Raw genomic sequence first — 21,282 nt, 5'->3', positions numbered from 1 at the left:
CGGGAAAAGCGTAGGAGCGATTTATGAAATGGTTCGGCTTCAAGGCTGCGCAGGCGACTGCGCGGCCTTTCTTTTCGCGGCCTTTGGGTGGGGGGAATGTCACGCCATTGGGCGAGTGGCCTGCATCTTATGAAGCGCAGGTGCGCGGTGGGGTGATGGGCAATCCGGTGGCGCAGCGGGCGTTTCGATTGGTGACGGACAGTGCGGGCGGGGCAGCGGTTTCCGCGTCTGGGGGGACGCCGGAACAGCGCGCGGCGGCGCTGGCTTTGGTGGAGAAACGGTCGGGTGGGCAACGGCTCATTGAGACTTTGGCGATGCACCTGCTGCTGCATGGCAATGGCTATGTGCAGATTGCGTGCGATGCGGAGGGGGGTCCCGCCGAGTTGTTCGCGCTGCGGCCTGAGCGGGTGAGCGTGGAGGCGGATGCGCGGGGGTGGCCGATGGCGTATCTCTATCGCGTCGGCGCGCATGTGACGCGGCTGGCGTCCGAAGATGCGGTCGGGCGGACGGCGGTGATCCATATCAAATCCGCGCATCCGCTGGACGATCATTATGGGCTGGGCTGCGTGGGGGCTGCTGCGGGGGCGGTGGCGATCCATAATGCGGCGACGGTGTGGAACAAGGCGCTGCTGGACAATGCGGCGCGGCCTTCGGGCGCCTTGGTCTATGATCCGGGGGAGGAAGGCGCGGCGCTTTCGCCCGATCAGTTCGAGCGGTTGAAGGGGGAACTGGAAAGCGCCTTTGCCGGGGCGAGCAATGCGGGGCGGCCGATGCTGCTGGAGGGTGGCCTCAAGTGGCAGGCGATGAGTTTGACCCCGGCGGACATGGACTTTGTGGGGCTGAAAAGCGCGGCGGCGCGGGAGATTGCTTTGGCTTTTGGCGTGCCGCCGATGCTGATCGGCCTGCCGGGGGACAACGCCTATGCCAATTATCGCGAGGCGAACAAGGCGCTGTGGCGGCAGACGGTGCTGCCCTTGGCGGACATGATCCTGGGCGCGGTGGCGCAGGGGCTGAACGGGTGGTGGCCGGGGATCGGGCTGGCGGTGGATCAGGACCGGGTGCTGGCATTGGCGGACGAGCGCGTGGCGCTGTGGGAGCGGGTGGCGGCGGCGGATTTCCTGACGGCTGAGGAGAAGCGGGGGATGCTGGGGATTGGCAGGGAGGATGTTGCGCTTCCGGCGCTAGCCATCCCCCGTTCGGGCTGAGCTTGTCGAAGCCTTCCCTTTCTTAAAAGGAAGGGCCCTTCGACAAGCTCAGGGCGAACGGTGGTGGGGGTGTTTCGGATGCGAGGAAATGGGTGATCCACGCGCGCCGGATTTCTGGTGCGCGCGGAGACGCGGAGGCGCGGAGGGGGTGCGTCCGGGTTCGGCCTCTCCGCGTCTCTGCGGCTCCGCGCGCAATGATTTTTCCTGCGGATGCGGGAGCAGGACGGATGGGAGAGATTTCATGGAAGACACGGACATGCTGGCGCGGCTGGTCGCGCAGGCCGAGGGAGATGGCGGCGACCTGGTGATGATCCGGGCGCTGGTGGAGGAAGCGAGCGATCTGGGCGCGGGGCGGGCGCTGGAGCGGCTCGGGCTGGCGGATCGCGGGGCGGAGAAGGATGTCGCCGAACTGCGCGAGTTGTTGCGCGCGTGGCGCGACGCGAAGACATCGGCGTGGAAGGCGGTGGTTGGCTGGACGGTGCGCGGGATATTGGCGCTGGTGCTGATTGGGATGGCGGTGAAGCTGGGGTTGTTTGGGTTGGTGAAGTCGTAAGTGTGGTTGCTGAAGGGCTCGCTGCGCTCGCCACCCACCCCCAACCCCTCCCTGGAAGGGAGGGGGGGTCCTTGGAGGGGAGCGTTCGGTTTGCGGGGTATGCGGCGGTGTTCGATGCGGTGGATCGGGGCGGGGATGTGGTGCGGGCGGGGGCGTTTGGGGCGCTGGCGGGCAAGCAGGTGCCGCTGTTGTGGCAGCATCGGGTGGACCGGCCCGTGGGTCTGGTCGAGACGCTGGCCGAAGATGCGCGCGGGCTGCGCGTGATTGCGCGCGTGTCGCAGCGGACGGCGGCAGGGCGGGAGGCCGCGGCAATGCTGCGCGCCGGGGCGCTGGACGGGCTGTCCTTTGGCTATCGCGTGCGGGAAGCGCGGGGCGAAAGGCCGCGCGAACTGGTGGCGCTGGATCTGGTGGAGGTGAGTTTGGTGGCGGTGCCTATGCAGCCCTTGGCGCGGGTGGTGGCGGTGGAGGGGTAAATGCAGAGCAGCTTCTTTCCCCTCAACACTACGCAAATATCGGTTGCGCGATTAGGGTAGCCCATTAGTGATAAATCATGGCTAAGTCATCCAGCGTCATGCGGAATATCTCTAGCATCGCCTTAGCGTGGACAGCTCTAGCTTCTGCCGCCGGCGCTCGCACGCTGGACAATCAGCAAGACGCGCTCACACTGGTTCATCAGCTTGGCGTCGCATGGAACGGCACACCAAATCCTGTTTCAGAGAAGGCGGTGAACGGCGCCAAAGCGTGGCGGTATGACTTCTCTCCTACTCACTTTCTTCGCCTGGAAGTCGCTTCGAATGGCGAAGTAGTAAGATTTTATGCCTATTCGGCGCAGCAATGGCGAGACAAGAGTGGGCAAAGTTGCAGGAGTTTTCCCGACTTCCAAAGAACGGCGACAGTGATGATTGCTGCTACGGAGCCTAGCCATACGCCAGCGCAAGAACGCTCTTTGGCGGGTATTGCTAAGCTTGGATGGACGCCTGTTGTGATTTCGTCTGCAACCCGAATCGGACGTACGAACTTTCGTTTCTCGTCGCTCAATGGTGGGTGCCAGATCGAAGTGCGCCGCTAAGCCAGTCTTGCCTAGTTGACTAACCGCTAGGGCGGAGCACCCCTCACCCAACTTCGACTAGGCAGCACGCTGCCAAGTCTTCGTATCCCTCTCCCTCAAGGGGCGAGGGTTTTTTTGTGTCTAATCACCAAAGAGGAGAAGCATATGTTGGAAGTTAAGGGCGATGCGCTGGAGGGGGCTTTTGAGGCTGTGCTGCAGGGGGAGAAGATTGCCGCTTTGGAGGCGGATATTGCGGGGCTTAAGGGGGTGATGGCCGCGCGGGCGATCGATGCGCAGCGGCCGGCGCTGGATGGGGTGAAGGGGGTTGATCTGGATCCGCAGCGGGCGGCGTTTGTCGATCGCTATCTGCGCCGGGGGCAGGAAGCGGGGGTGGAGCTGAAGAGCTTTTCGGGGGCTTCGGGGTCGGTCGGCGGCTATGCGGTGCCGCGCGAGATCGATGCGGAGATCGAGCGGGTGCTGAAAGCCATGTCGCCGATCCGCGCCATCGCCAATGTGGTGAAGACCGGTACGGCGGGTTATCGCAAGCTGGTGACGACGGGGGGCGTCGCGTCCGGCTGGGCATCCGAAACGGGGGCGCGGGGCGAGACGGCGACGCCGAGCTTTGCCGAAATCGCGCCGCCATCGGGCGAGCTGTTCGCCAACCCCGCCGCGAGCCAGGCGATGCTGGACGATGCGGCGTTCGATGTCGAAAGCTGGCTGGCGCGGGAAATCGCGAGCGAATTTGCGGCGGCGGAGGGCGCGGCGTTCGTCAATGGCAATGGCACCAACCGGCCCAAGGGGTTCCTGACCTATCCGGTGACGGCGGAGGCGGACGGGGTGCGCGCGTTCGGTACGTTGCAATATGTGGCGAGCGGGGCGGCGGGGGCGTTTGCGTCCTCTGGCGCTGCCGACCGCCTGATCGATCTGGTGCAGGCGGTGAAGGCTCCGTATCGGCAGGGGGCTTCGTTCGTGATGAACAGCAAGACGCTGGCGGGCATCCGCAAGCTGAAGACGAGCGACGGGCAGTTCCTGTGGCAGCCGGGGCTGGCGGGGGCCGCGCCCGCGACGCTGCTGGGCTATCCGGTGGTCGAGGCGGAGGACATGCCCGATATCGCCGCCGATGCGCTGGCGATTGCGTTCGGTAACTTCGCCAACGGCTATGTGGTGGCGGAGAGAGCCGAGACGAGCATCCTGCGCGATCCGTATAGCAACAAGCCGTTCGTGCATTTCTATGCGGTGAAGCGGATCGGCGGCGCGGTGGCGAATAGCGAGGCGATCAAGGTGATGAAGTTTGCTGTGTCGTAGCGGGTAAGCAGAACACCCTATCACCGTTCGGGCTGAGCCTGTCGAAGCCTTCTCCTTGGAGACAAAAGGGAAGGCCCTTCGACACGCTCAGGGCGAACGGGGTGGGGTGGGGTGACCGGCCCGCATGGGGTGACGGAAGAGGGGAATGGGCCGTCCGGTGCTGTGCGCATCGGGCGGCTTTTTCGTGAAAGGGGGCTTCGATGGCGTTTGTCGAGGAGGGGGCGCTGGCGGTGTCGCTGGCGGACCTCAAGGGATATTTGCGGATCGAGTTGGCGGCGGAAGATGCGCTGCTGACGCGGTTGATCCGGGTGGCGACGGACCTGTGCGAGCGGTTTGTGGGGCAGGGGCTGATGCAGCGCGATGCCGAGGAGGTGATGCCGGTGACGGGCGCGTGGCAGCTGCTGTCTGCGCGGCCCGTGGTGGCGATTGTCAGCGTGACGGGGGTGCCGGCGGAGGGCGCGGAATTTGCGCTGCCGGTGGAAAGTTACGCGGTGGACATCGACCGCAATGGGGACGGCTGGGTGAAGGTGATGACGCCCGGCGCGGCGGGGCGCGTGCGGGTGCGGTATCGCGCGGGTCTGGCGGCGGATGCGGATGCTGTGCCGCAGGGGGTGCGGCAGGGGATCGTGCGCATGGCCGCCGAAATGCATGTGCAGCGCGATGGCGAAGCGGTGGTGCCGCCTGCTGCCGTGGTGGCCTTGTGGCGGCCCTGGCGGCGGATGCGGTTGTCTTGAGGGGGGTGCTGGAGCGGGGTGTCGCCTTGGGTGAGGCGGCGGCGGATCGGCGGCGGGCGCTTGTGCTGGCGGAGGCGCTGGAGGTGCCGGGGGTGACGGTGCGTGAGGAAGGCGACGCGGTGGTGATCGAGGGGCGGGCTTTGGTGGCGCGCTGGGTCGAGGATGTGGGGTTGCGGTATCGGGTGATGGGGTGAGTTTTTGGGTGCGTGCGGAGGGGTTCTATCCACACGCTGTTCTCCTGCGAAGGCAGGAGTCCAGGGGGCTTGGTGCCGTGCTGGCCGCTCTGGGCTCCTGCTTTCGCAGGAGAACGGGCGGCTTTTGAGTTCGCGCGGAGACGTGGAGGCGCGGAGGGGGGGGTGGCGTCTCTGCGGCTCCGCGGCTCCGCGCGCATGTTTTTGGGGAGGGACGGATGGGCGATGAGATGGCGGTGCGGGCGGCGGTGCTGGAGGCACTGCGCGGGGATGCGGCGCTGGCGGCGATGCTGAACGACGTGTGGGACGGCGCTCCGGTGAAGGCGAGCGCGCCTTATGTCGTGCTGGGCGAGTGTATCGGCGTCGACTGGGGCACGAAGGACCGCGCGGGGCGCGAAGTGCGCGTGGCGATGACGGTGCAGGACAAGCGCGAGGGCGCGGACGGACTGGCGGCGCTGCTGGCGCTGGTGGATGGGGCGGTGCGGCGGGTGACGGTGCCAGGGTGCGAGATGGGCGCGGTGGGGTTGGTAAGGTCGCGGGTGCTGCGCGCGCGGGATGAAGGGTGGCGCGCTGTGGTGGAGTATCGGGTGCGGGTTTTGGGGTGAGGTAAATGGAGGTTTGAAGTTTTAACCTGTTCCACCTTAGGTATCCCCAATGCGACTTTTTTTCATCTTTCTAACACTTGCGGCGCTGGCGTGCATGCTGGCGATGGGGTTGACGTTAAATGCGCTTGGGATGTGGGGTCCGGTACTTAATGGGGTGTTCTTGATCGCGATGGTGCTCTGGTTGCTGGTACTTCCCGTGATCGTGTACGTGTGCGTAAAGCACGGGACACAGAGGGCCGTAAATGCACTGGCAGTGCTGCTGGCCGCAGCAAGCGCTTTCACGATTGTGGTCGATTTCATGGGGCGGTCCGGTCAAGGGGCGTTTGGGGACGGGTTGCTGCTGGGACCGGGTTTCTCGATCGGGTATCTGCTGCTTTCGGCAGGGGCGTTGGGGGCTTGTGTGAAGGCTCAGGGGTTGCGGTTTGTCGTGCCGCTTGGCTTCTTTGGGTTGACGGCTGGCGGCTTTATTCTTGGCTGGTGGATCGGTTTGGGGCAGTGGGCCGGTTCCACGGCGCCTGCGATCCTGGCGGATGCGCGGCATGTGGCAGGTGCGCGACATTATTGCATCGAAACGCCCAATGGCCCGGCGCGCAAGTCAGGCGATCTGAACGGATTCTCTGTGTGGAATCCGGGCAAGCAGGGTGTGCATTGGGGGTTTCACGCAGTGCTCAAAATAGCGGACGATGGGGATGTGCTCTATTATAACTGGTCGCATCGCAGCCGTGGTTTTCAGCCGGTAAGCAACAACGCGCGGGAGGGTTTGCATCTCGATACGGTAGTGCGTTGCGTGCCGTAATCGGGTTGCGTTGCATTTATCAGTGACTGGGTTCTCGACGGGCGCTTCTCGGCTTCGCTCGAAGCTGCTCGAACCGAACGGGGTGGGGCGCGATGGTTTGTTTGCGGAATTGAGAAGCGGGACCCCGGATCAAGTCCGGGGTGACGTAGGGAGGGGGAGCGGGATCCCGGGTCAAGTCCGGGGTGACGGGGGAGCATCACCTTTCCGTCACCCCGGGCTTGACCCGGGGTCCCGCTGTTTGACATGTTTTCGCTTATGGAGCGCGAGCGGCAGGGTGGTTGGGTGTATATCATGGCCGATCGCTATCGCGGGACGATGTATGTCGGGGTGACGGCGCATCTGGTGGCGCGGATTCAGCAGCACCGGTCGGGCGAGGGTTCCGATTTTTGCAAGCGTTATGGGCTGGATCGTCTGGTGTGGGCCGAGCGGGCGGATGATATCGTTGCGTGCATCGAGCAGGAAAAGCGGATCAAGCGGTGGCGGCGCGACTGGAAATTTGCGCTGATCGAGCAGGGGAATCCGGACTGGCGGGATTTGTTCGATCTGCTGGTGTGAGCGGAGGGTAGCGGGACCCCGGGTCAAGCCCGGGGCGACGGATTAGGATTGGGCGGCGCGTCTCTGGTACTTTGCGCTTAGAAGCGGGACCCCGGATCAAGCCCGGGGTGACGTTGAGGAGGGGGCGCTCCCCTCTTACCCTTCGTAGTCGGCGGTGAACTTTTCGAGATATTCCTTTACCTGATCGTCGGCGTCGGCCTGGGCGGCGGCGGGTTTCAGGCCGTCGGCTTTGTCGGCGGCGAGGATGGCGGTGCGCAGGGCGGCTTCCTGGTCGGCGCATTTGGGTTGCAGGCCGGCCTTGTAATCGGCGGCGGACACCTGGCGCGAGCGGGCGTCTGCCGTGAAGTCCGACAGGCATTTGGCGTAGGCTTTGCGCGCCATGCCCATGTCTTCATCCGGCGTGCCGGCAAGCATCAGCATCAGAGCGGTGGAAATAGCGAGCATGGGGTTCCCTCCTATGTGTTCGGCGCATGTCCGAACGTGACATTTTGTGAACGGAGAATGCGATATGGCAGTGGAAAAAGGAAGCGCTTTCTTGCTGAAGGTCGGGGATGGCGGGTCGCCGATTGGCTATGCGACGGTGGCGGGTTTGCGCACGACGCAGATGTCGGTGAGCGGCGAGGCGGTGAACATCACCAGCAAGGATAGCGGCGGCTGGCGCGAGCTGCTGTCGGGTGCGGGCGTGCGCGCGGTGAGCGTGTCGGCGGCGGGGCTGTTCACGGGATCGGCGGCTGAGGTGCGGATACGCAACCATGCCTTGTCGGGGACGATCGACGATTTCGAGCTGAGTTTTGAAAGTGGCGAGCGGATGCGCGGGCGGTTCCTGATTACGCGGCTGGACTATGCCGGGGATTATAACGGGGAGCGCAATTATACGCTGAGCCTGGAGAGCAGCGGGCCGGTGGTGAGTTTGTGAGTGGGTGCGTGGTGGGTGGCGCGGGGTGTCTCGACTTCGCTCGACACGAACGGGGGGTAGGGTGTGATGACGGTGGCTAACGCGGCGCCCAATGTGGCGCGGGGTGAGGCGGCTTTGGTTGTGGCGGGGGCGGTGCTGACATTGCGGCCTTCGTTTGCGGCGCTGGTGGCGGCGGAGGCGGAATTGGGGCCGCTGTTCGCGCTGGTCGAGCGGGCGGCGGCGGGGGAATTGCGCCTGTCGGAGATGGCGGGGTTGTTCTGGCATTGTCTGGAGGCGCGGCCTGAAGGGCTGACGCGGGAGGTGTTGGGCGAGGCTGTCGTGGCGGGTGGATTGCGTGCGGCGATGCCGGTGTTGCGCGTGGTGTTGCGGCAGGTTCTGGTGGGGGCGGGATAGTTTGGGGCGCGCGGAGACGCGGAGGCGCGGAGGGGGTGGTGCCTTGGGGCGACGGCTCCGCGTCTCCGCGGCTCCGCGCGAACATTTGTTCTTCAGTGGGAGAGGCTATGTGCAAGCGATAGGGCGAAACCCCTCTCCAACTGCGACTAAGCCTGCGGCTAAGTCTCCGTATCCTCCCCCGAATGGGGAGGAGTTTTAGATGACATTCACAGACATGGCTGTGCGGCTTTCCGGCGTGACGGCGTGGGCTTTGGGGTGGACGCCGGAGGTGTTCTGGCGGGCGACGCCGGAGGAACTGGCGGCGATATTCGGGGCGGTTGGTGGTGAGGCGGCGGTTGGTGCGCCGCCGGATGCGGGGACGCTGGCGCGGTTGAGGGAGATGTATCCGGATGGATGAAGAGATCGAACGGTTGGTCGTGAGCGTGCGGGCGGATGTGCAGGGCTTTGCGCGGGATGTGGAGGCGATGCGCAGCGGGCTTGAGGGGCCGCTGGCGAGTGCGGGGGACCGGGCGGGGCGGGCCATCGAAAGCGGGCTGCTGCGCGCGGTGAAGACGGGGAAATTCGGGTTCGAGGATTTGCAGCGGGTGGCATCGTCCGTGCTGGACCAGATTGCGCGGAGTGCCTTGCAGGCGGGGATCGGGGCGATTGGGGGCGGCGGCGGATCGGGCGGGTTGCTGGGGATCGGGGCTTCTTTGTTGGGGAGCGCGCTGGGGCTGCCGGGGCGGGCGACGGGCGGGCCGGTGGCGCCGGGGCGCGGCTATATCGTGGGGGAGCGGGGGCCTGAGGTCTTTGTGCCGACGTCGAGTGGGCAGGTGGTAGCTGGTGGCTCTGGTGGGGTGCGTGAGGTTCGGGTGACGGTGAATGTCGCGGGGAGTGGCGGGGATGCGCCCAAGGCCTTGGCGCGGAGTGCCCGGCAGGTGGCTCGGGCGGTGCGGGGGGCTTTGGAGTAGGGTCTGTAGTGAAGCGTTCCCCGGCGAAGGCCGGGGCCCAGTTCCAAGGTCGGAACTGGGCCCCGGCCTTCGCCGGGGAAAGGATTTGCGGGGGAATCCCGCTGGCCCTCACCCTCCCACCGCTGCGCGGCGGGCCCCTCCCTCTCCCTAAATGGGAGAGGGGTTTTTGGAGATACATCATGCAGTATTGGTTGGCGGATGCTCGGGCGGGGCAGGACGTTGGCGTTGTTAAGCGGTTTGCGGCGCCTTTTTGGACGGTGAATTTTGCGCGGCCGGCTGTGGCGAGTGTTGTGACGACCGCGCCCGACGCTTTGCGGGTGGATACCGTTTTTTGCGGGTCGGGGGATCTGGCGGGGGTGATCTTGGATGCGGAGGATCGGTGGGATCATCCTTTGCTCAGCTATGCGACCGACCGGGATTTTCGGGATTGCGTGTTGCGGTTTCGGTGGCGCTGCTCCGGGGTGCGGCGGCTGGATGAGACGCATGGGGCGACGCTGACGATCGAGGGGCGGGATTCCTCCGGGGCGCCGCGGAACTGGTATGTACGGTTGTGGAACTATGCCAGCGGTGCGCCGGAAGATGCAGAAATTACGCTGGATTTTGCGGCGCTGAGTGGCGGGTTTGCGCTGCCGGTGGAAGCCGATCCGGTGTGGGCGGGGGATGTGGACCGGATGTTCATCTCGGTCGTGCCGCCGGGTTACGATGCGGGGGATACGGCCTTTGCCGCGCCTGTGGAGGGGTGGGTCGAGATAAGCGAGATTGCCTGCGACGGAGCGGGGTCTGTGCTGGCGGTGGGCGATGTGATGGTGCCCGAGCATGGGCTGTGCATCGCGACGGGATATGACGATTGCTTCAACCAGACGCCGGAGCGGGTGCTGCGGCAGGTGCTTGCTTTGGGGTATCGCGGGGCGATCAATCATTATGTGGGGATGAGCCATTATTTCGCGCTGGAGCGGGTCGGCGGGGAGTGGCTGGCGACGGGGGCGCTGAATGCGGTGTGTGCGGCGTGGCATCGGGACTTTGCGGCGCGGGCGAAGGCGCTGGATTTCGGGGTGATCTGGTCGCTGTCTTATGAATTGCTCGATGCGCATTGTCCGGCGGAGTGGAAGCAGCGAGCGGAGAATGGCGACCCGGCGCTGACGGCGTGGGTGCCGCCTTCGACTTTGCTGTCGCCTGCGCATTCGGGGGCGATGGGGTTCTTGCAGGATGTGGCGCGGGCCTTTGTCGGGATCGCGGTGGCGGCGGGATTGCCGGTGCGGTTTCAGGTGGGGGAGCCTTGGTGGTGGGTGATGCCCGAAGATGGGCGGATCTGTTTGTATGATGACGTGGCGCGGGCGGCTTTTGGTGGGTCGCCGGTGTCGATATCCGATGTGCGGGGGGCATTGAGCGGGGCGCAGAGGGATTTGCTGGATGCGGCGGGGGCTGTGCTGGCGGCGTCTACGGCGGCTTTGTGCGCGGCGGTGCGAGATGTCGCGCCGGGGGCGGTGACGCATTTGCTGGCGTATCTGCCGACGATATTGGACCCGGACGCGCCGGAAGCGAAGCGGGCGAATATGCCGCTGGGGTGGGCAAGTCCGGCGTTCGATGTGTTGCAGCTTGAGGATTATGACTGGGTGACGGAGGGGCGTTCCGCCTTGGCGGCGCGGGGGGTGGCGGAGGCTGCGGCGCGGCTGGGTTATCCGGTGGCGGATCAGCAGTATTTTGCGGGGTTTGTTCTGCGGGCCGAGGATGCGGCGGCGGCGTGGGCGCGGATTGCCGACGCGGCGGGGGCGTCTGTGGCGCGGGGGAGTGCGGCGACGTTTGTCTGGGCATTGCCGCAGGTGGCGCGTGATGGCTTCACGCTTTTCAGGATCGATGGGGAGGATGCAATGCAAGCCTTTGACGATGTGGTGTTTCCGCTGAGCATCGGGCGGGAGGCGAGCGTGTCCCCGGCCTTTTCGACGCAGACGGTGGAGAGCCTGTCCGGGCATGAGCGGCGGAGCAGCGACTGGGCGGATGCGCGATTGTCGTTCGATGTGGGACCGGGTGTGAGGTCTGAATCCGATGTGATGGAACTGATTGCGTTTTTCCGGGCGCGGCGGGGGGCAGCACGGGGGTTCCGTTTTGCCGATCCGTTCGATTTCTCGTCGGGGGACGGCGGGGCGCTGGATCAGTTTCTGGGCACCGGGGACGGGGCGACGAGCAGCTTTCAACTCTGCAAATATTATGGGGCCATGGACCTTGAGGGTGCGGACGCGCAGCAGCGGATCGTCACGCGGCCGGTGGCGGGGACGATCCGGGTGGCGGTGGATGGGGTCGAGGCGCTGTCCGGCTGGGCGCATGTGGGCTTGGGTGTGATTGCGTTCGATGTGGCGCCTGCGGTGGGCGCGGCTTTGACGGCGGGGTTTCGGTTCGATGTGCCGGTGCGCTTTGCCGAGGACCGGCTGGATGTGAGCCGTGCGACCTTTGCGGCGGGGGATGTGCCTTCGGTGCCGTTGGTGGAGTTGCGGGCGTGAGTGTGGCCGACGTTCTGGGGCAGGAACTGGCGGCATTGGCATTTTGCTGGCGGCTGGAGCGGCGCGATGGGGTGACCATCGGGCTGACGAGCCATGATCGCGATTTGCGCATTGGCGGCGTGGTGTATCGCGCGGCGCCGGGGCTGGTGCCATCGGCGGTGCGGCAGGGGTCTTCGCTGGATGTCGACAGCATGGATGTGCAGGGCGCGCTGTCGAGCGATGCGATCACCGCGCGCGATCTGGAAGCGGGGCGATGGGACGGGGCGGCGGTCGCGCTGTTCCTGACGGAGTGGACCGATCCGGGGGCGCTGTGGCTGGACCTTGCGGCGGGTGAGATTGGGGCGGTGGAGCGCGAGGGGGAGGCGTTTACTGCCGAGCTTGTGGGTGCGGGCGCAGTGCTGTCGGGGCCGGTCGCGCCGGAGACGTCGCCCGATTGTCGCGCGGTGTTGGGGGACCGGGACTGTGGGGTGGATCTGGCAAAGCATCGGCGGGTGGTGCGGGTCGGCGCAGTGGATGGCGAGGATGTGGCTGTGGTCGGGGGGATTGAGGCGGGAGTCTATGCCTTTGGGTCTTTGCGCTGGCTGACGGGGGCGAATGCCGGGTTGGCGCAGGCTGTCGTGGCGAACGATGCGGCGGGGGTGACTTTGGCGGATGCGCCGGCTTTTGCGGTGGTCGAGGGGGCTTTGGCGGTGCTGACGCAGGGGTGCGATCGGCGGATGGCGACTTGCTCGACGCGGTTCGGGAACGCGGTGAATTTTCGGGGGGAGCCGTATCTGCCGGGGAATGATTTGCTGACGCGGTATCCGGGGGGGTGATTTTTTGGGTCGCGCGGAGACGCGGAGGCGCGGAGGGGGTGGTGCCTTGGGGCGACTGCTCCGCGTCTCTGGGGCTCCGCGCGATTTTGTTTTTGTGCGGCGTTCGCCGGGGAACGGGTTTGGGGGTGGATGGATGAAAAGAGCGGAGAGGATTGTTGCCGGGGCGCGGGCGTTGGTGGGGGTGCCGTTTCGGTTGCAGGGGCGGGATGCGGACAGGGGTTTGGATTGTGTGGGGCTGGTGGCCTGTGCGCTGGCGGCGGCGGGGCATCGGGGGGCTGTGCCGGGGGGCTATGGCTTGCGCGGGGGCGATCCGGTGCGGTTTGCGGGGTGGTTGCGTAGCGCCGGGTTGCGGCGGGTGCGGATACTGAAAGCCGGCGATGTGGTGCTGGTGCGCGCGGGGGTGGCGCAGTTTCACGTGATGCTGCGCGTGCCGGGCGGGTTCGTTCACGCCCATGCTGGCTTGCGGCGGGTGGTGGAGATGCCGGGGGAGGCGCTCTGGCCTGTGGTCAGTGTTTGGCGGTGGGGGCGGTAGGTTTGTGCGCGCGGAGACGCGGAGACGCGGAGGGGGTGTGCCTTGGGGTGACGGCTCCGCGTCTCTGCGGCTCCGCGTCATTTGTTCTCCTGCGAAAGCAGGAGTCCAGGGAGCTGGGTGATTACCAGGCGACACTGGGTTCCTGCCTTCGCAGGAACACGGGCGCGGGCTTTCAGGTTAGGATTTGGCATGGCGACGTTGGTGCTTGGGGCAGTGGGGACGGTGCTGGGCGGGCCGATCGGGGGTGCGATCGGAGCGCTGGCGGGGCGGGCTTTGGATCAGGCGGTGCTGTTCAAGCCCAAGGGACGGCGCGGGCCGCGGCTGCAGGATTTGCAGGTGCAGACATCGACCTATGGCACGCAGATACCGAAGATTTTCGGGGCGATGCGGGTGGCCGGGACGGTGATCTGGGCGACCGATTTGCAGGAGACGAGCAATCGCTCGGGGGGCGGCAAGGGGCAGCCGAGCGTTACGACGTACAGCTATTCGGCGAGCTTTGCGGTGGCGTTGTCGGCGCGTGAAGTGTCGTCGGTGGGGCGGATCTGGGCGGACGGGAATCTGCTGCGCGGGGCGGCGGGGGATTTCAAGACCGAGTTGGGGGCGTTCCGGCTGCATAAGGGGGGCGAAGATCAGGCGGTCGATCCGCTGATCGCGGCGGCGGAGGGGATTGGCGTGACACCGGCGCATCGCGGGATGGCCTATGCGGTGTTCGAGGATTTGGCGCTGGCGGACTATGGCAACCGGATACCGTCGCTGACTTTCGAGATATTTGCGGACGATGCGCCGGTGACGACGGGGGCAATGGCTTCTGCCCTGACGGCGGGTGTTGTGGGCGGGGCCGGGGGATCGGTCGGCGGCTATGCGGCGAGCGGGGACGATGTGGCGGCGGCGTTGCAGCCTCTGGTCGAGGCGCAGGGATTGGTGTTGCGTGATGCCCTGCTGGATGTGCCCGAAGAGGATGGTGTCGTGGCGCGGGGGATGCTGGCGGCGCGGATCAATGGGGCGGCGCAGGTGCCCGTGAAGGCGGGGCGTGACCCGGCGGGGGATGTGCCGTTGCGGCTGGCGGTGCGGCATTACGATCCGGCGCGGGACTATCAGGCGGGCGTGCAGACGGCGGTGCGGCCCGGTGTTGGGCGGACGTTGCAGTCGGTCGAGATGCCTGCGGCTGTTGCGGCGGGCGAAGCGAAGGCGCTGGCGGCGGCACGGTTGGCGGAGGCCTGGTCCGGGCGGTCGCGGCTGGAGCTGCTGTGCGGCTGGGAGGCTTTGGCGGTGCGGCCGGGGAGCGTCGTGACCGTGGAAGGGGTTGCGGGGCTTTGGCGCGTGGTTTCGCTGGAATGGGAAGCGATGGGCGTGACGTTGACGCTGCGCGGGTGGCGGCGTGGGCCGGTGGTGGCGGGCGCGGCGTCTTCGGGCAGCGTGGTGCGGGAGCCGGATGCGCCGCATGGGGCTACGCGCCTGATGATCGCGGACCTGCCGGGGCTGGGCGATGGCGCGGCGGTTGCGCCGAGCGTGGTCGTGGCGGCGGCGGGAGCCTCTGCCGGGTGGAAGCGGGCAGCGCTGTTCACCGTGGAGCCGGGGAGCGGGACGGCGGTGTCGATGGGACGGACGGCGCCTGCTGCGACGATGGGGACTGTCGTGACGGCGCCGGGTGCGGGATCGGCCGCGCTGTTCGATCTGGCGGGATTTGTGGATGTGCAGTTGGTGTCGCCGGGGGCGTCTTTGGCGGGCGCAGACGATGCGGCGTTGTTGCGCGGGGCGAACCTGTGTCTGTTGGGGCGGGAGCTGATCCAGTTCGGTGCGGTGAGCGTGATCGGGCCGGGGCTGTTCCGGTTGCGGCACTTGCTGCGTGGGCGGTGCGGGACCGAGTGGGCGATGGCGGGGCATATCGCGGGCGAGAATTTCCTGATGCTGGAGGCGGAGCGGCTGGCGACGGTGCCCTCCAGTGCGGCGCAGCCGGGGATGCTGTGCCGGGTGATCGGGATCGGGATTGGCGATGCGGTGCCTGCCGAGGCGGAGGTGACGGTATCGGGGGAGGCTCTGGTGCCTTTGTCGCCGGTGCATCTTTCGGTCGAGAGCGACGGGGCGGGCGGCGTGACGGTGCGCTGGGTCCGGCGCAGCCGTGCGGGCTCGGCGTGGAGCGATGGCGTGGAAGTGCCGCTGGGCGAGGAAGCGGAGCGCTATCGGGTCGAGCTGCTGGATGGCGCGGATGTGGTGCGGTCGGCGGAGGTCGGGGTGCCGGAGTGGACCTATGACGCGGCGATGATCGCGGCGGATGGAGCGGTGGGGTCTCTGTCGGTCGCTGTGCGGCAAGTAGGGACTTACGGGTTGGGACGGGTGGCTGTGGTGGCGCTCTGACGTTGACCTGTTTAATCTGATTGGGAGTTTAACGGATGGCCGATGAGCTGACGGATCGTTTTGCCTTGCCGCTGTTGCAGGCGGGACAGGCGCAGAAGGAAGTGACGCATAACGAAGCGCTGGTGCGGCTGGATATGCTGAGCCATGGGGCTGCGGTCAGTGCGGATGTGTCCGTGCCGCCCTCCGCGCCGGTGGCAGGGCAGTGCTGGATCGTGGCGGCGGGGGCGAGCGGCGCGTGGGCCGGGCAAGGCGGCGCAATCGCGGGATGGACGGCAGGCGGCTGGCGCTTCGTTGCGCCCGTCGTCGGCATGGCGGTGTGGGTCGTCGACAGGGGACATGCAATGCGCTGGAGCGGAAGCGCATGGATCGACGCGGAGGTGCGCGCCGACGGGCTGTATCAGGGCGGCATACGGGTGGTTGGCGCGCAGGGTGGGGCGATAATGTCACCATCTGGCGGCGGACTCGTGGACGCAGAAAGCCGGGCCGCGATAGATGCGATACTGGTCATGCTGCGGTTGCACGGTATGATAGCTGAAAGCTGATCGAAAGCGCGACTTTCCAGCACCGTTCCGCAAAGCCAACAAAAAAAATGCTTGGGCGGTTGTCGCCAGTAAACGCTGGAAATGCGGTCATAATGCCGCCGTTCATTATCCGCAAAACTGAGGCTTTTGGGCAACAGTTCCGGCATTTGCGCACTTGCCATGAAACTTTCGGCAAGCTAGAGCATTACCGCAGTCCTTCGTGACCATTTTGAAAGGGGAATTATATGCGGAAGCTTGCCCTCGCAGCAGCGCTCGCTACCACAGCCTTGGCGACCCCCGCCATGGCTCGTGACAATGCATGGTACATCGGTGCCGATGCCGGTGCCATGATCGTTGAGGATACCACCCTCACCATCGTGACGCCAGTTTCAACCGTCAACTACAACACCGGCTACGACGTCGATGGCGTAATCGGTTACGATTTCGGCGGTTTCCGCCTTGAATCGGAAGTCGCGTTCAAGCGCGCTTACACCGACGTAAACAGCTACACCAATGGCGTTCAGAGCACGCGCGGCAACGTCCGTTCGCTGAGCTTCATGGTCAACGGCATGCTCGACTTCGGTGCCGATGACGGCATCCAGGGCTTCGTTGGCGGTGGTGTCGGCGTTGCTCGCACCTACCTCTACACGCTGACGACCGATGATTCGGACACGGGCTTCGCATGGCAGGCAATTGCCGGCGTTCGCTTCCCGCTGACCGACAAGCTGGACGCGTCGCTGAAGTATCGCTTCTACAACCACCCCGACATGGGCCTCGTAACGAGCAATCGTCCCGATCCGCGCTTCAATGCCGCTGGTTCGGACGTCGATGCCCGTCTGCGTACGCACAGCGTTCTGGTTGGCCTGAGCTACAACTTCGGTGAGCCGGCAGCACCGCCGCCGCCGCCTCCGCCGCCCCCGCCGCCGCCTCCTCCGCCCCCGCCGCCTCCGCCGCCTCCGGCAGTGGAATGCACGCCTGGACCGTACATCGTGTTCTTTGAATGGGATAAGTCGAACATCACTCCCGATGCCGCAACCATCCTCGACAACGCGATCTCGGCCTACAGCAACTGCGGTTCGGCTCAGGTCATGCTTGCCGGTCACGCCGACAAGTCGGGTTCTGCTTCGTACAACGTCGGTCTGTCGCAGCGTCGCAACGACAGCGTCAAGGCATACCTCACTTCGAAGGGTATTCCTGACGGCGTGATCTCGACCGAAGCGTTCGGTGAAAGCCGTCCCCGCGTCGAAACCGCCGATGGCGTTCGCGAACTGCAGAACCGTCGCGTGGAAATCACCTACGGTCCCGGTTCGGGCATGTAAGAATTGCCATCAACCCTTCGGGGCTGATGCAAAAGAGGGGGCCGGTCGCAAGACCGGCCCCTTTTCTTATGGGTGTGGTTCCCCGGGATATATGCCGGGGATGCGGTGTCCGACAACTGTATTGTATGTATAATACACGGTTGGTAGGATCGCGACGAATCTTGCGATAGGACCGTCGATGACTCACCTGCTACGTGGCCTTTATCTGCTCGCTCTTCCCGTTCTTTCCATGGCGTTGGGAAGTGTAGCGCATGCGGCCAGGGACGACGCATTTCGCCCTTCTTTCCACCCCGACACGCTCAAGGGACCGCCGCCCGGTGCGCCCAACGACGTGTTGGTGCTGGGTACGGCGCATCTGTCCGGGCTACCGGAATCGTTCAAGCCGGAGATGGCTGTGCCGGTGGTGGCGCGGCTGGCGGCATGGCGACCGACAGCCATTGCGACCGAAGACCTGTCCGGCTTGCAATGCGACAGTCTGCGCCGCTATCCGATGCGATATGCCGTGACGGTAAAGGATTATTGCGCGGATCCCACGGCGGCGGGTCTGGCTACGGGGCTGGACGTGCCAGCCGCCAATGCCGAAGCGGAGCGATTGCTGGCGGCATGGCCCGCCACACCTGCGGCAGCCGAGCGACGGCATCTGGCCGCGATCTTTCTGGCGGCGGGCGAGCGGGCATCGGCCTTGGTGCAATGGCTGCGGTTGCCGGAAGGCGAACGGCATGCGGGCGACGGCCTGAACGACGCCCTGGTTGCAGCGCTGGAAAAGCTGAAAAGCCGACGGAACGAAACGACACTGATCGCGGCACCTCTGGCGGCGAAGCTGGGGCTGGAGCGGGTGTGGAGCGTCGACGATCATACGGCAGACAGTGACGATGGGGTGGAACAGGAGGCGGCAGGCGCCGCCATGATGCGCGCGTGGGACAATCCTGCGTCAGCGCAGCGGACAGCTCAGGATGCGCAGTTGCACGCTGGCCTTTCAGCGCCTGACGGATTGCTGGCGATATTGCGCGCCTATAATGCGCCCGGCGCGGCGCAGTTGGTGTACCGGTCGGACTTCGGCGCGGCGTTCGTGGAGCCTTCGCCACAGGCCTTCGGTCGGCGTTATCTGGCCTATTGGGAGACGCGCAACCTGCGCATGGTGGCGAATATCCGCGATGTGCTGGGCCGGAAGCCGGGGACGCGCATGCTGGCCATCGTGGGGGCGTCGCACAAGGGCTATTATGAAGCGTATCTCGACCAGATGCACGATGTGCGATTGGTGGATGCGATGACGGTTCTGAAATAGCGCGACGGACTTCGCCAGCAACTTTCGTTCCGGTGCAGGGTTAGGCTAGTCAACGAACGGCGCTTTGCCGCAACCTCAGGACGGGAATGACCATGGCACAGGATCAAGGGCGCGTCGCGATAATCGGGGCGGGGCATGTGGGTGCGACGACGGCCTATGCGCTGATGCTGCGGGCGTTGTTCCGGGAGATCGTCCTGATCGACCGCGACACCGCGCTGGCCGCTGCCGAAGCGGCGGATATTGCCGATGCGGGCGGGCTGACGCGGCCTGCGACTGTGCGGGCAGGCGACTATGCGGATGCCGCGTCCGCGCGGATCGCCATACTGACCGCCGGCGCGGCCACGCATGGCGATGAAAGCCGTCTGGCCGTGGCGGGGAAAAGCGCGGAGATCGTGCGCGGCTGTGTGCGCGAGCTGATGGCGGCGGGGTTCGACGGCATCATAGTGGTCGCGGCCAATCCGGTCGACCTGATGACGTGGGTGGCGCGCGACGAAAGCGGGTTGCCCGATGCGCGGGTGATCGGGACGGGGACGTTGCTGGATAGCAATCGCCTGCGCACGATGCTGGCGCGGCAACTGAATATCGCGCCAGCGTCCGTCGATGCGATGATGCTGGGCGAACATGGCGATACGTCGTTCGCGGCGCTTTCCATCGCGCGGGCGGGCGGCATGGCGCTGACCCGAATGGCGCCGGAGGGGGCGGATATCGACGCCGCGTCGCTGACCGATGCCGTGCGGCAGGCGGCGTATCGCATCGTCCAGGGTAAGGGGTACACGTCGTTTGGTATTGCGACGGCGATCGTGCGGATTTGCGAAGCCATCGTCCGGAACGAGCATGTCATTCTGCCGGTCTCGACCGTGCTGACGGGGCAGTTCGGGATTGGCGACTTGTGCCTGAGCCTCCCCTGCGTGCTGGGCGCGGTGGGCGTGGAGCATGTGCTGGTGCCGGATCTGGACGAAGGGGAACGGGCATCCTTTGCGCATTCGGCGCACGTGGTCGGCGCGGCGCTGGAGGGGGTGAAGGGGGAGGGCCGATAGCGGCGGCAGGGGCAGGTTTTCCTGCGCAGAATAGCTCGACAATTCAGCGCGATATGTGGACGGTGCCGTCATGGATTTCATGAAGATCATCGAGTCCCTCGACGAGGCGCTCTATACGGTCATGGGGTGGCTGATATTCTATCCGCTGACATTGTGGCGGGCCTTGGTGCAGCCGTTGCGGATCATGGCCTATGCCGACCGGGAAGTGTCGGACCGGCCCCAGGATCAGTATGACGACGCGATCCGGCCGCCGCTGTTCCTGTTCCTGACGCTGCTGATTTCGCACGGAATAGAGATTGCGATGCAGGGCCAGAACCCGTTGCTGGCGGACCGGCATGGGCTGGCGGCGCTGGTGGATTCCGATCTGGCGTTGCTGGCGTTGCGCATGGTGCTGTTCAGCCTGTTCGCGCTGATGATGTCGGTGCGATTGCTGCGGCGGCAGGGCGCGCGGCTGACCCATAGCAGTTTGCGGCGACCGTTTTACGGCCAGTGCTTTACCGCCGCGCCCTTCACCCTGATGATCGGCATCGGCACGCTGATGACCGCAGTGCCGCATGGCCATTGGCGGACGGGGGGAACGGTGCTGATCGTCGGGGCGATCGCGTGGTATCTGGGCGTGCAGACTTTGTGGTTTTCGCAGAAACTGAAGGTATCGCGGCTGGCGGGATTTGGGCAGGCGGTGCTGGCGACGTTTCTGGCGATGGTGATGTTCGTGGTGCTGGCAAAACTGATCATTTGAGCGCGCGGGAATGCAGGACGATTTGTATGCGCGTGCGGTTTCGGTATCGCTTTGTTCTGAAAGTACGAATTATTTGGGGTGGCTGTGACAATGAGGCTGACTTAAGCCCTGAGGCATGGATACGCGGATAACAGAAAATAGCTGGGCGCTGACAGAGAAGGAGAAGCAGACCCTTCGCCTGATCGTCCGTGGCCATGATGCTAAATCGACCGCACGCAGTCTGGGCCTTTCGGTCCACACGATCAACGAACGGCTGCGCGATGCCCGGCGCAAGATGTCGGTATCCAGTAGCCGTGAGGCAGCCCGCCTGTTGTTGCAAGCGGAGGGCGGCGATGTGGTTTCATCGAACCCCGATTTGCTGGGGGACATCGAAATCGGGGAAGACGTGCACGGCCTTGAGGAGGAGCAAGGCGCTGCGTCGATTGGCGGCGCGGGGCGGGCATACCCTCGCCTCTGGATCATCGTTGGAGTGTTTCTCATGACGCTTGCTCTTGGCCTGTTGGCCCTCACCGCTTTATCGCCGGTCGCTTCACCCTCTCAGCAAGCCGGGAGCGTGGCACAGGACGCCGCACAATCCGAAGTCGTCGACACCGCGCGCCAGTGGCTGGCGTTGGTCGATGAAGGGCGCTGGGACGAGAGCTATCGGGGGTTCGGGACGGCGTTTCAGAAGTTGAATAGCGCGCAAGTCTGGGCCGAGGCCTCGCAACAGGCGCGTGTGCCGCTGGGCGCGATGATCACGCGGGAGTTCGTCAGCCAGCAAAACCTGCCTGCTCCGCCCGCCGGCTATGAAGTGGTGAAGTTCCGCACACGCTTCGCCAACAAGACCGATGCTATCGAGACAGTCTCGCTGGATCGCGAAGGCGGGCAGTGGCGCGTGGTGGGCGTGACAATCGATTGAGTGGAAAGGCATTGCGCGCGTATGCAATGCGCGCG

At 65.6% G+C, this 21,282-nt stretch carries 25 protein-coding genes; 24 read left to right on the top strand and 1 reads right to left on the bottom strand.

Features of this window, described 5'->3' with window-relative positions; translation table 11 throughout:
- Positions 1 to 23 precede the first annotated feature (23 nt).
- From QMG56_RS07595 to QMG56_RS07550, 10 genes are all read left to right on the top strand, one after another.
- The gene (locus QMG56_RS07595; RefSeq protein WP_281821959.1) at positions 24 to 1,205 is read left to right on the top strand and encodes a phage portal protein; all 1,182 of its coding nucleotides are present in this window, start codon (positions 24 to 26) and stop codon (positions 1,203 to 1,205) included.
- A 241-nt stretch (positions 1,206 to 1,446) separates the two neighbouring features.
- Positions 1,447 to 1,758: a DUF6127 family protein gene (locus QMG56_RS07590; protein WP_281821957.1), complete on the top strand. Its 312-nt coding sequence runs from the start codon at positions 1,447 to 1,449 to the stop codon at positions 1,756 to 1,758.
- 71 nt (positions 1,759 to 1,829) lie between these two features.
- Positions 1,830 to 2,231, top strand: coding sequence for an HK97 family phage prohead protease (locus QMG56_RS07585; protein WP_281821956.1), 402 nt, complete (start codon positions 1,830 to 1,832; stop codon positions 2,229 to 2,231).
- A 77-nt stretch (positions 2,232 to 2,308) separates the two neighbouring features.
- Positions 2,309 to 2,827, top strand: coding sequence for a hypothetical protein (locus tag QMG56_RS07580; RefSeq protein ID WP_281821955.1), 519 nt, complete (start codon positions 2,309 to 2,311; stop codon positions 2,825 to 2,827).
- A 144-nt stretch (positions 2,828 to 2,971) separates the two neighbouring features.
- On the top strand, positions 2,972 to 4,111 hold the full coding sequence (locus tag QMG56_RS07575) for a phage major capsid protein (RefSeq protein ID WP_281821954.1): 1,140 nt from the start codon (positions 2,972 to 2,974) through the stop codon (positions 4,109 to 4,111).
- A 200-nt stretch (positions 4,112 to 4,311) separates the two neighbouring features.
- The gene (locus QMG56_RS07570) at positions 4,312 to 4,845 is read left to right on the top strand and encodes a phage head-tail connector protein (RefSeq protein ID WP_281821953.1); all 534 of its coding nucleotides are present in this window, start codon (positions 4,312 to 4,314) and stop codon (positions 4,843 to 4,845) included.
- Positions 4,842 to 5,039 (top strand): hypothetical protein, encoded by a 198-nt coding sequence (locus QMG56_RS07565; protein WP_375713653.1) that lies wholly within the window; start codon positions 4,842 to 4,844, stop codon positions 5,037 to 5,039. Before QMG56_RS07570 ends, QMG56_RS07565 begins: the two co-directional genes overlap by 4 nt.
- A gap of 215 nt (positions 5,040 to 5,254) precedes the next feature.
- Positions 5,255 to 5,641, top strand: a complete 387-nt coding sequence (locus QMG56_RS07560) for a DUF3168 domain-containing protein (protein WP_281821952.1) — start codon at positions 5,255 to 5,257, stop codon at positions 5,639 to 5,641.
- Positions 5,642 to 5,690: 49 nt separating this feature from the next.
- Entirely contained in the window at positions 5,691 to 6,437 is a 747-nt protein-coding gene (locus tag QMG56_RS07555; protein WP_281821951.1) for a hypothetical protein, read from the top strand.
- A 255-nt stretch (positions 6,438 to 6,692) separates the two neighbouring features.
- Positions 6,693 to 6,992, top strand: coding sequence for a GIY-YIG nuclease family protein (locus QMG56_RS07550; RefSeq protein ID WP_281821992.1), 300 nt, complete (start codon positions 6,693 to 6,695; stop codon positions 6,990 to 6,992).
- Positions 6,993 to 7,127: 135 nt separating this feature from the next.
- Here QMG56_RS07550 and QMG56_RS07545 read toward each other — a convergent pair whose 3' ends face one another.
- Positions 7,128 to 7,436: a hypothetical protein gene (locus QMG56_RS07545; RefSeq protein WP_230187084.1), complete on the bottom strand. Its 309-nt coding sequence runs from the start codon at positions 7,434 to 7,436 to the stop codon at positions 7,128 to 7,130.
- A 64-nt stretch (positions 7,437 to 7,500) separates the two neighbouring features.
- On the opposite strand from QMG56_RS07545, the gene QMG56_RS07540 reads away from it, so the two are divergent.
- The 14 genes from QMG56_RS07540 (at position 7,501) to QMG56_RS07475 (ending at position 21,247) form a co-directional block, all read left to right on the top strand.
- Positions 7,501 to 7,908 carry a phage tail tube protein gene (locus QMG56_RS07540; protein WP_230187085.1) on the top strand — a complete coding sequence of 136 codons (408 nt, stop codon included), beginning with the start codon at positions 7,501 to 7,503 and terminating at the stop codon, positions 7,906 to 7,908.
- 66 nt (positions 7,909 to 7,974) lie between these two features.
- Positions 7,975 to 8,301 (top strand): GTA-gp10 family protein, encoded by a 327-nt coding sequence (locus tag QMG56_RS07535; RefSeq protein ID WP_281821950.1) that lies wholly within the window; start codon positions 7,975 to 7,977, stop codon positions 8,299 to 8,301.
- A 199-nt stretch (positions 8,302 to 8,500) separates the two neighbouring features.
- Entirely contained in the window at positions 8,501 to 8,698 is a 198-nt protein-coding gene (locus QMG56_RS07530; RefSeq protein ID WP_281821949.1) for a phage tail assembly chaperone, read from the top strand.
- Positions 8,691 to 9,251 carry a tail tape measure protein gene (locus QMG56_RS07525; protein WP_281821948.1) on the top strand — a complete coding sequence of 187 codons (561 nt, stop codon included), beginning with the start codon at positions 8,691 to 8,693 and terminating at the stop codon, positions 9,249 to 9,251. The genes QMG56_RS07530 and QMG56_RS07525 overlap by 8 nt, the downstream gene beginning before the upstream one ends.
- Positions 9,252 to 9,430: 179 nt before the next feature.
- Positions 9,431 to 11,746, top strand: a complete 2,316-nt coding sequence (locus tag QMG56_RS07520) for a DUF2460 domain-containing protein (protein WP_281821947.1) — start codon at positions 9,431 to 9,433, stop codon at positions 11,744 to 11,746.
- A complete protein-coding gene (locus QMG56_RS07515) occupies positions 11,743 to 12,561 on the top strand; it encodes a DUF2163 domain-containing protein (RefSeq protein WP_281821946.1) in 819 nt (272 codons plus the stop codon). Before QMG56_RS07520 ends, QMG56_RS07515 begins: the two co-directional genes overlap by 4 nt.
- Before the next feature lie 133 nt (positions 12,562 to 12,694).
- Entirely contained in the window at positions 12,695 to 13,093 is a 399-nt protein-coding gene (locus tag QMG56_RS07510; protein ID WP_281821945.1) for a peptidoglycan endopeptidase, read from the top strand.
- A 189-nt stretch (positions 13,094 to 13,282) separates the two neighbouring features.
- Complete coding sequence (locus QMG56_RS07505) at positions 13,283 to 15,448, top strand: phage tail protein (RefSeq protein ID WP_281821944.1); 2,166 nt, start codon at positions 13,283 to 13,285, stop codon at positions 15,446 to 15,448.
- A gap of 35 nt (positions 15,449 to 15,483) precedes the next feature.
- Positions 15,484 to 15,990 (top strand): DUF2793 domain-containing protein, encoded by a 507-nt coding sequence (locus QMG56_RS07500; protein ID WP_281821943.1) that lies wholly within the window; start codon positions 15,484 to 15,486, stop codon positions 15,988 to 15,990.
- A gap of 224 nt (positions 15,991 to 16,214) precedes the next feature.
- Complete coding sequence (locus QMG56_RS07495; protein ID WP_230187095.1) at positions 16,215 to 17,288, top strand: OmpA family protein; 1,074 nt, start codon at positions 16,215 to 16,217, stop codon at positions 17,286 to 17,288.
- 178 nt (positions 17,289 to 17,466) lie between these two features.
- Complete coding sequence (locus QMG56_RS07490) at positions 17,467 to 18,573, top strand: DUF5694 domain-containing protein (RefSeq protein WP_281821942.1); 1,107 nt, start codon at positions 17,467 to 17,469, stop codon at positions 18,571 to 18,573.
- 92 nt (positions 18,574 to 18,665) lie between these two features.
- Complete coding sequence (locus tag QMG56_RS07485; RefSeq protein ID WP_281821940.1) at positions 18,666 to 19,610, top strand: L-lactate dehydrogenase; 945 nt, start codon at positions 18,666 to 18,668, stop codon at positions 19,608 to 19,610.
- 70 nt (positions 19,611 to 19,680) lie between these two features.
- Positions 19,681 to 20,349 carry a hypothetical protein gene (locus QMG56_RS07480; RefSeq protein ID WP_281821939.1) on the top strand — a complete coding sequence of 223 codons (669 nt, stop codon included), beginning with the start codon at positions 19,681 to 19,683 and terminating at the stop codon, positions 20,347 to 20,349.
- Between the two features lie 115 nt (positions 20,350 to 20,464).
- Positions 20,465 to 21,247, top strand: a complete 783-nt coding sequence (locus QMG56_RS07475) for a DUF4019 domain-containing protein (protein WP_281821938.1) — start codon at positions 20,465 to 20,467, stop codon at positions 21,245 to 21,247.
- The last annotated feature ends 35 nt before the right edge of the window (positions 21,248 to 21,282 follow it).

It is taken from the genome of Sphingobium sp. BS19 (assembly GCF_027925545.1).
Taxonomy (GTDB): Bacteria; Pseudomonadota; Alphaproteobacteria; order Sphingomonadales; family Sphingomonadaceae; genus Sphingobium.
This window is presented reverse-complemented; position numbering and strand designations above follow the sequence as displayed.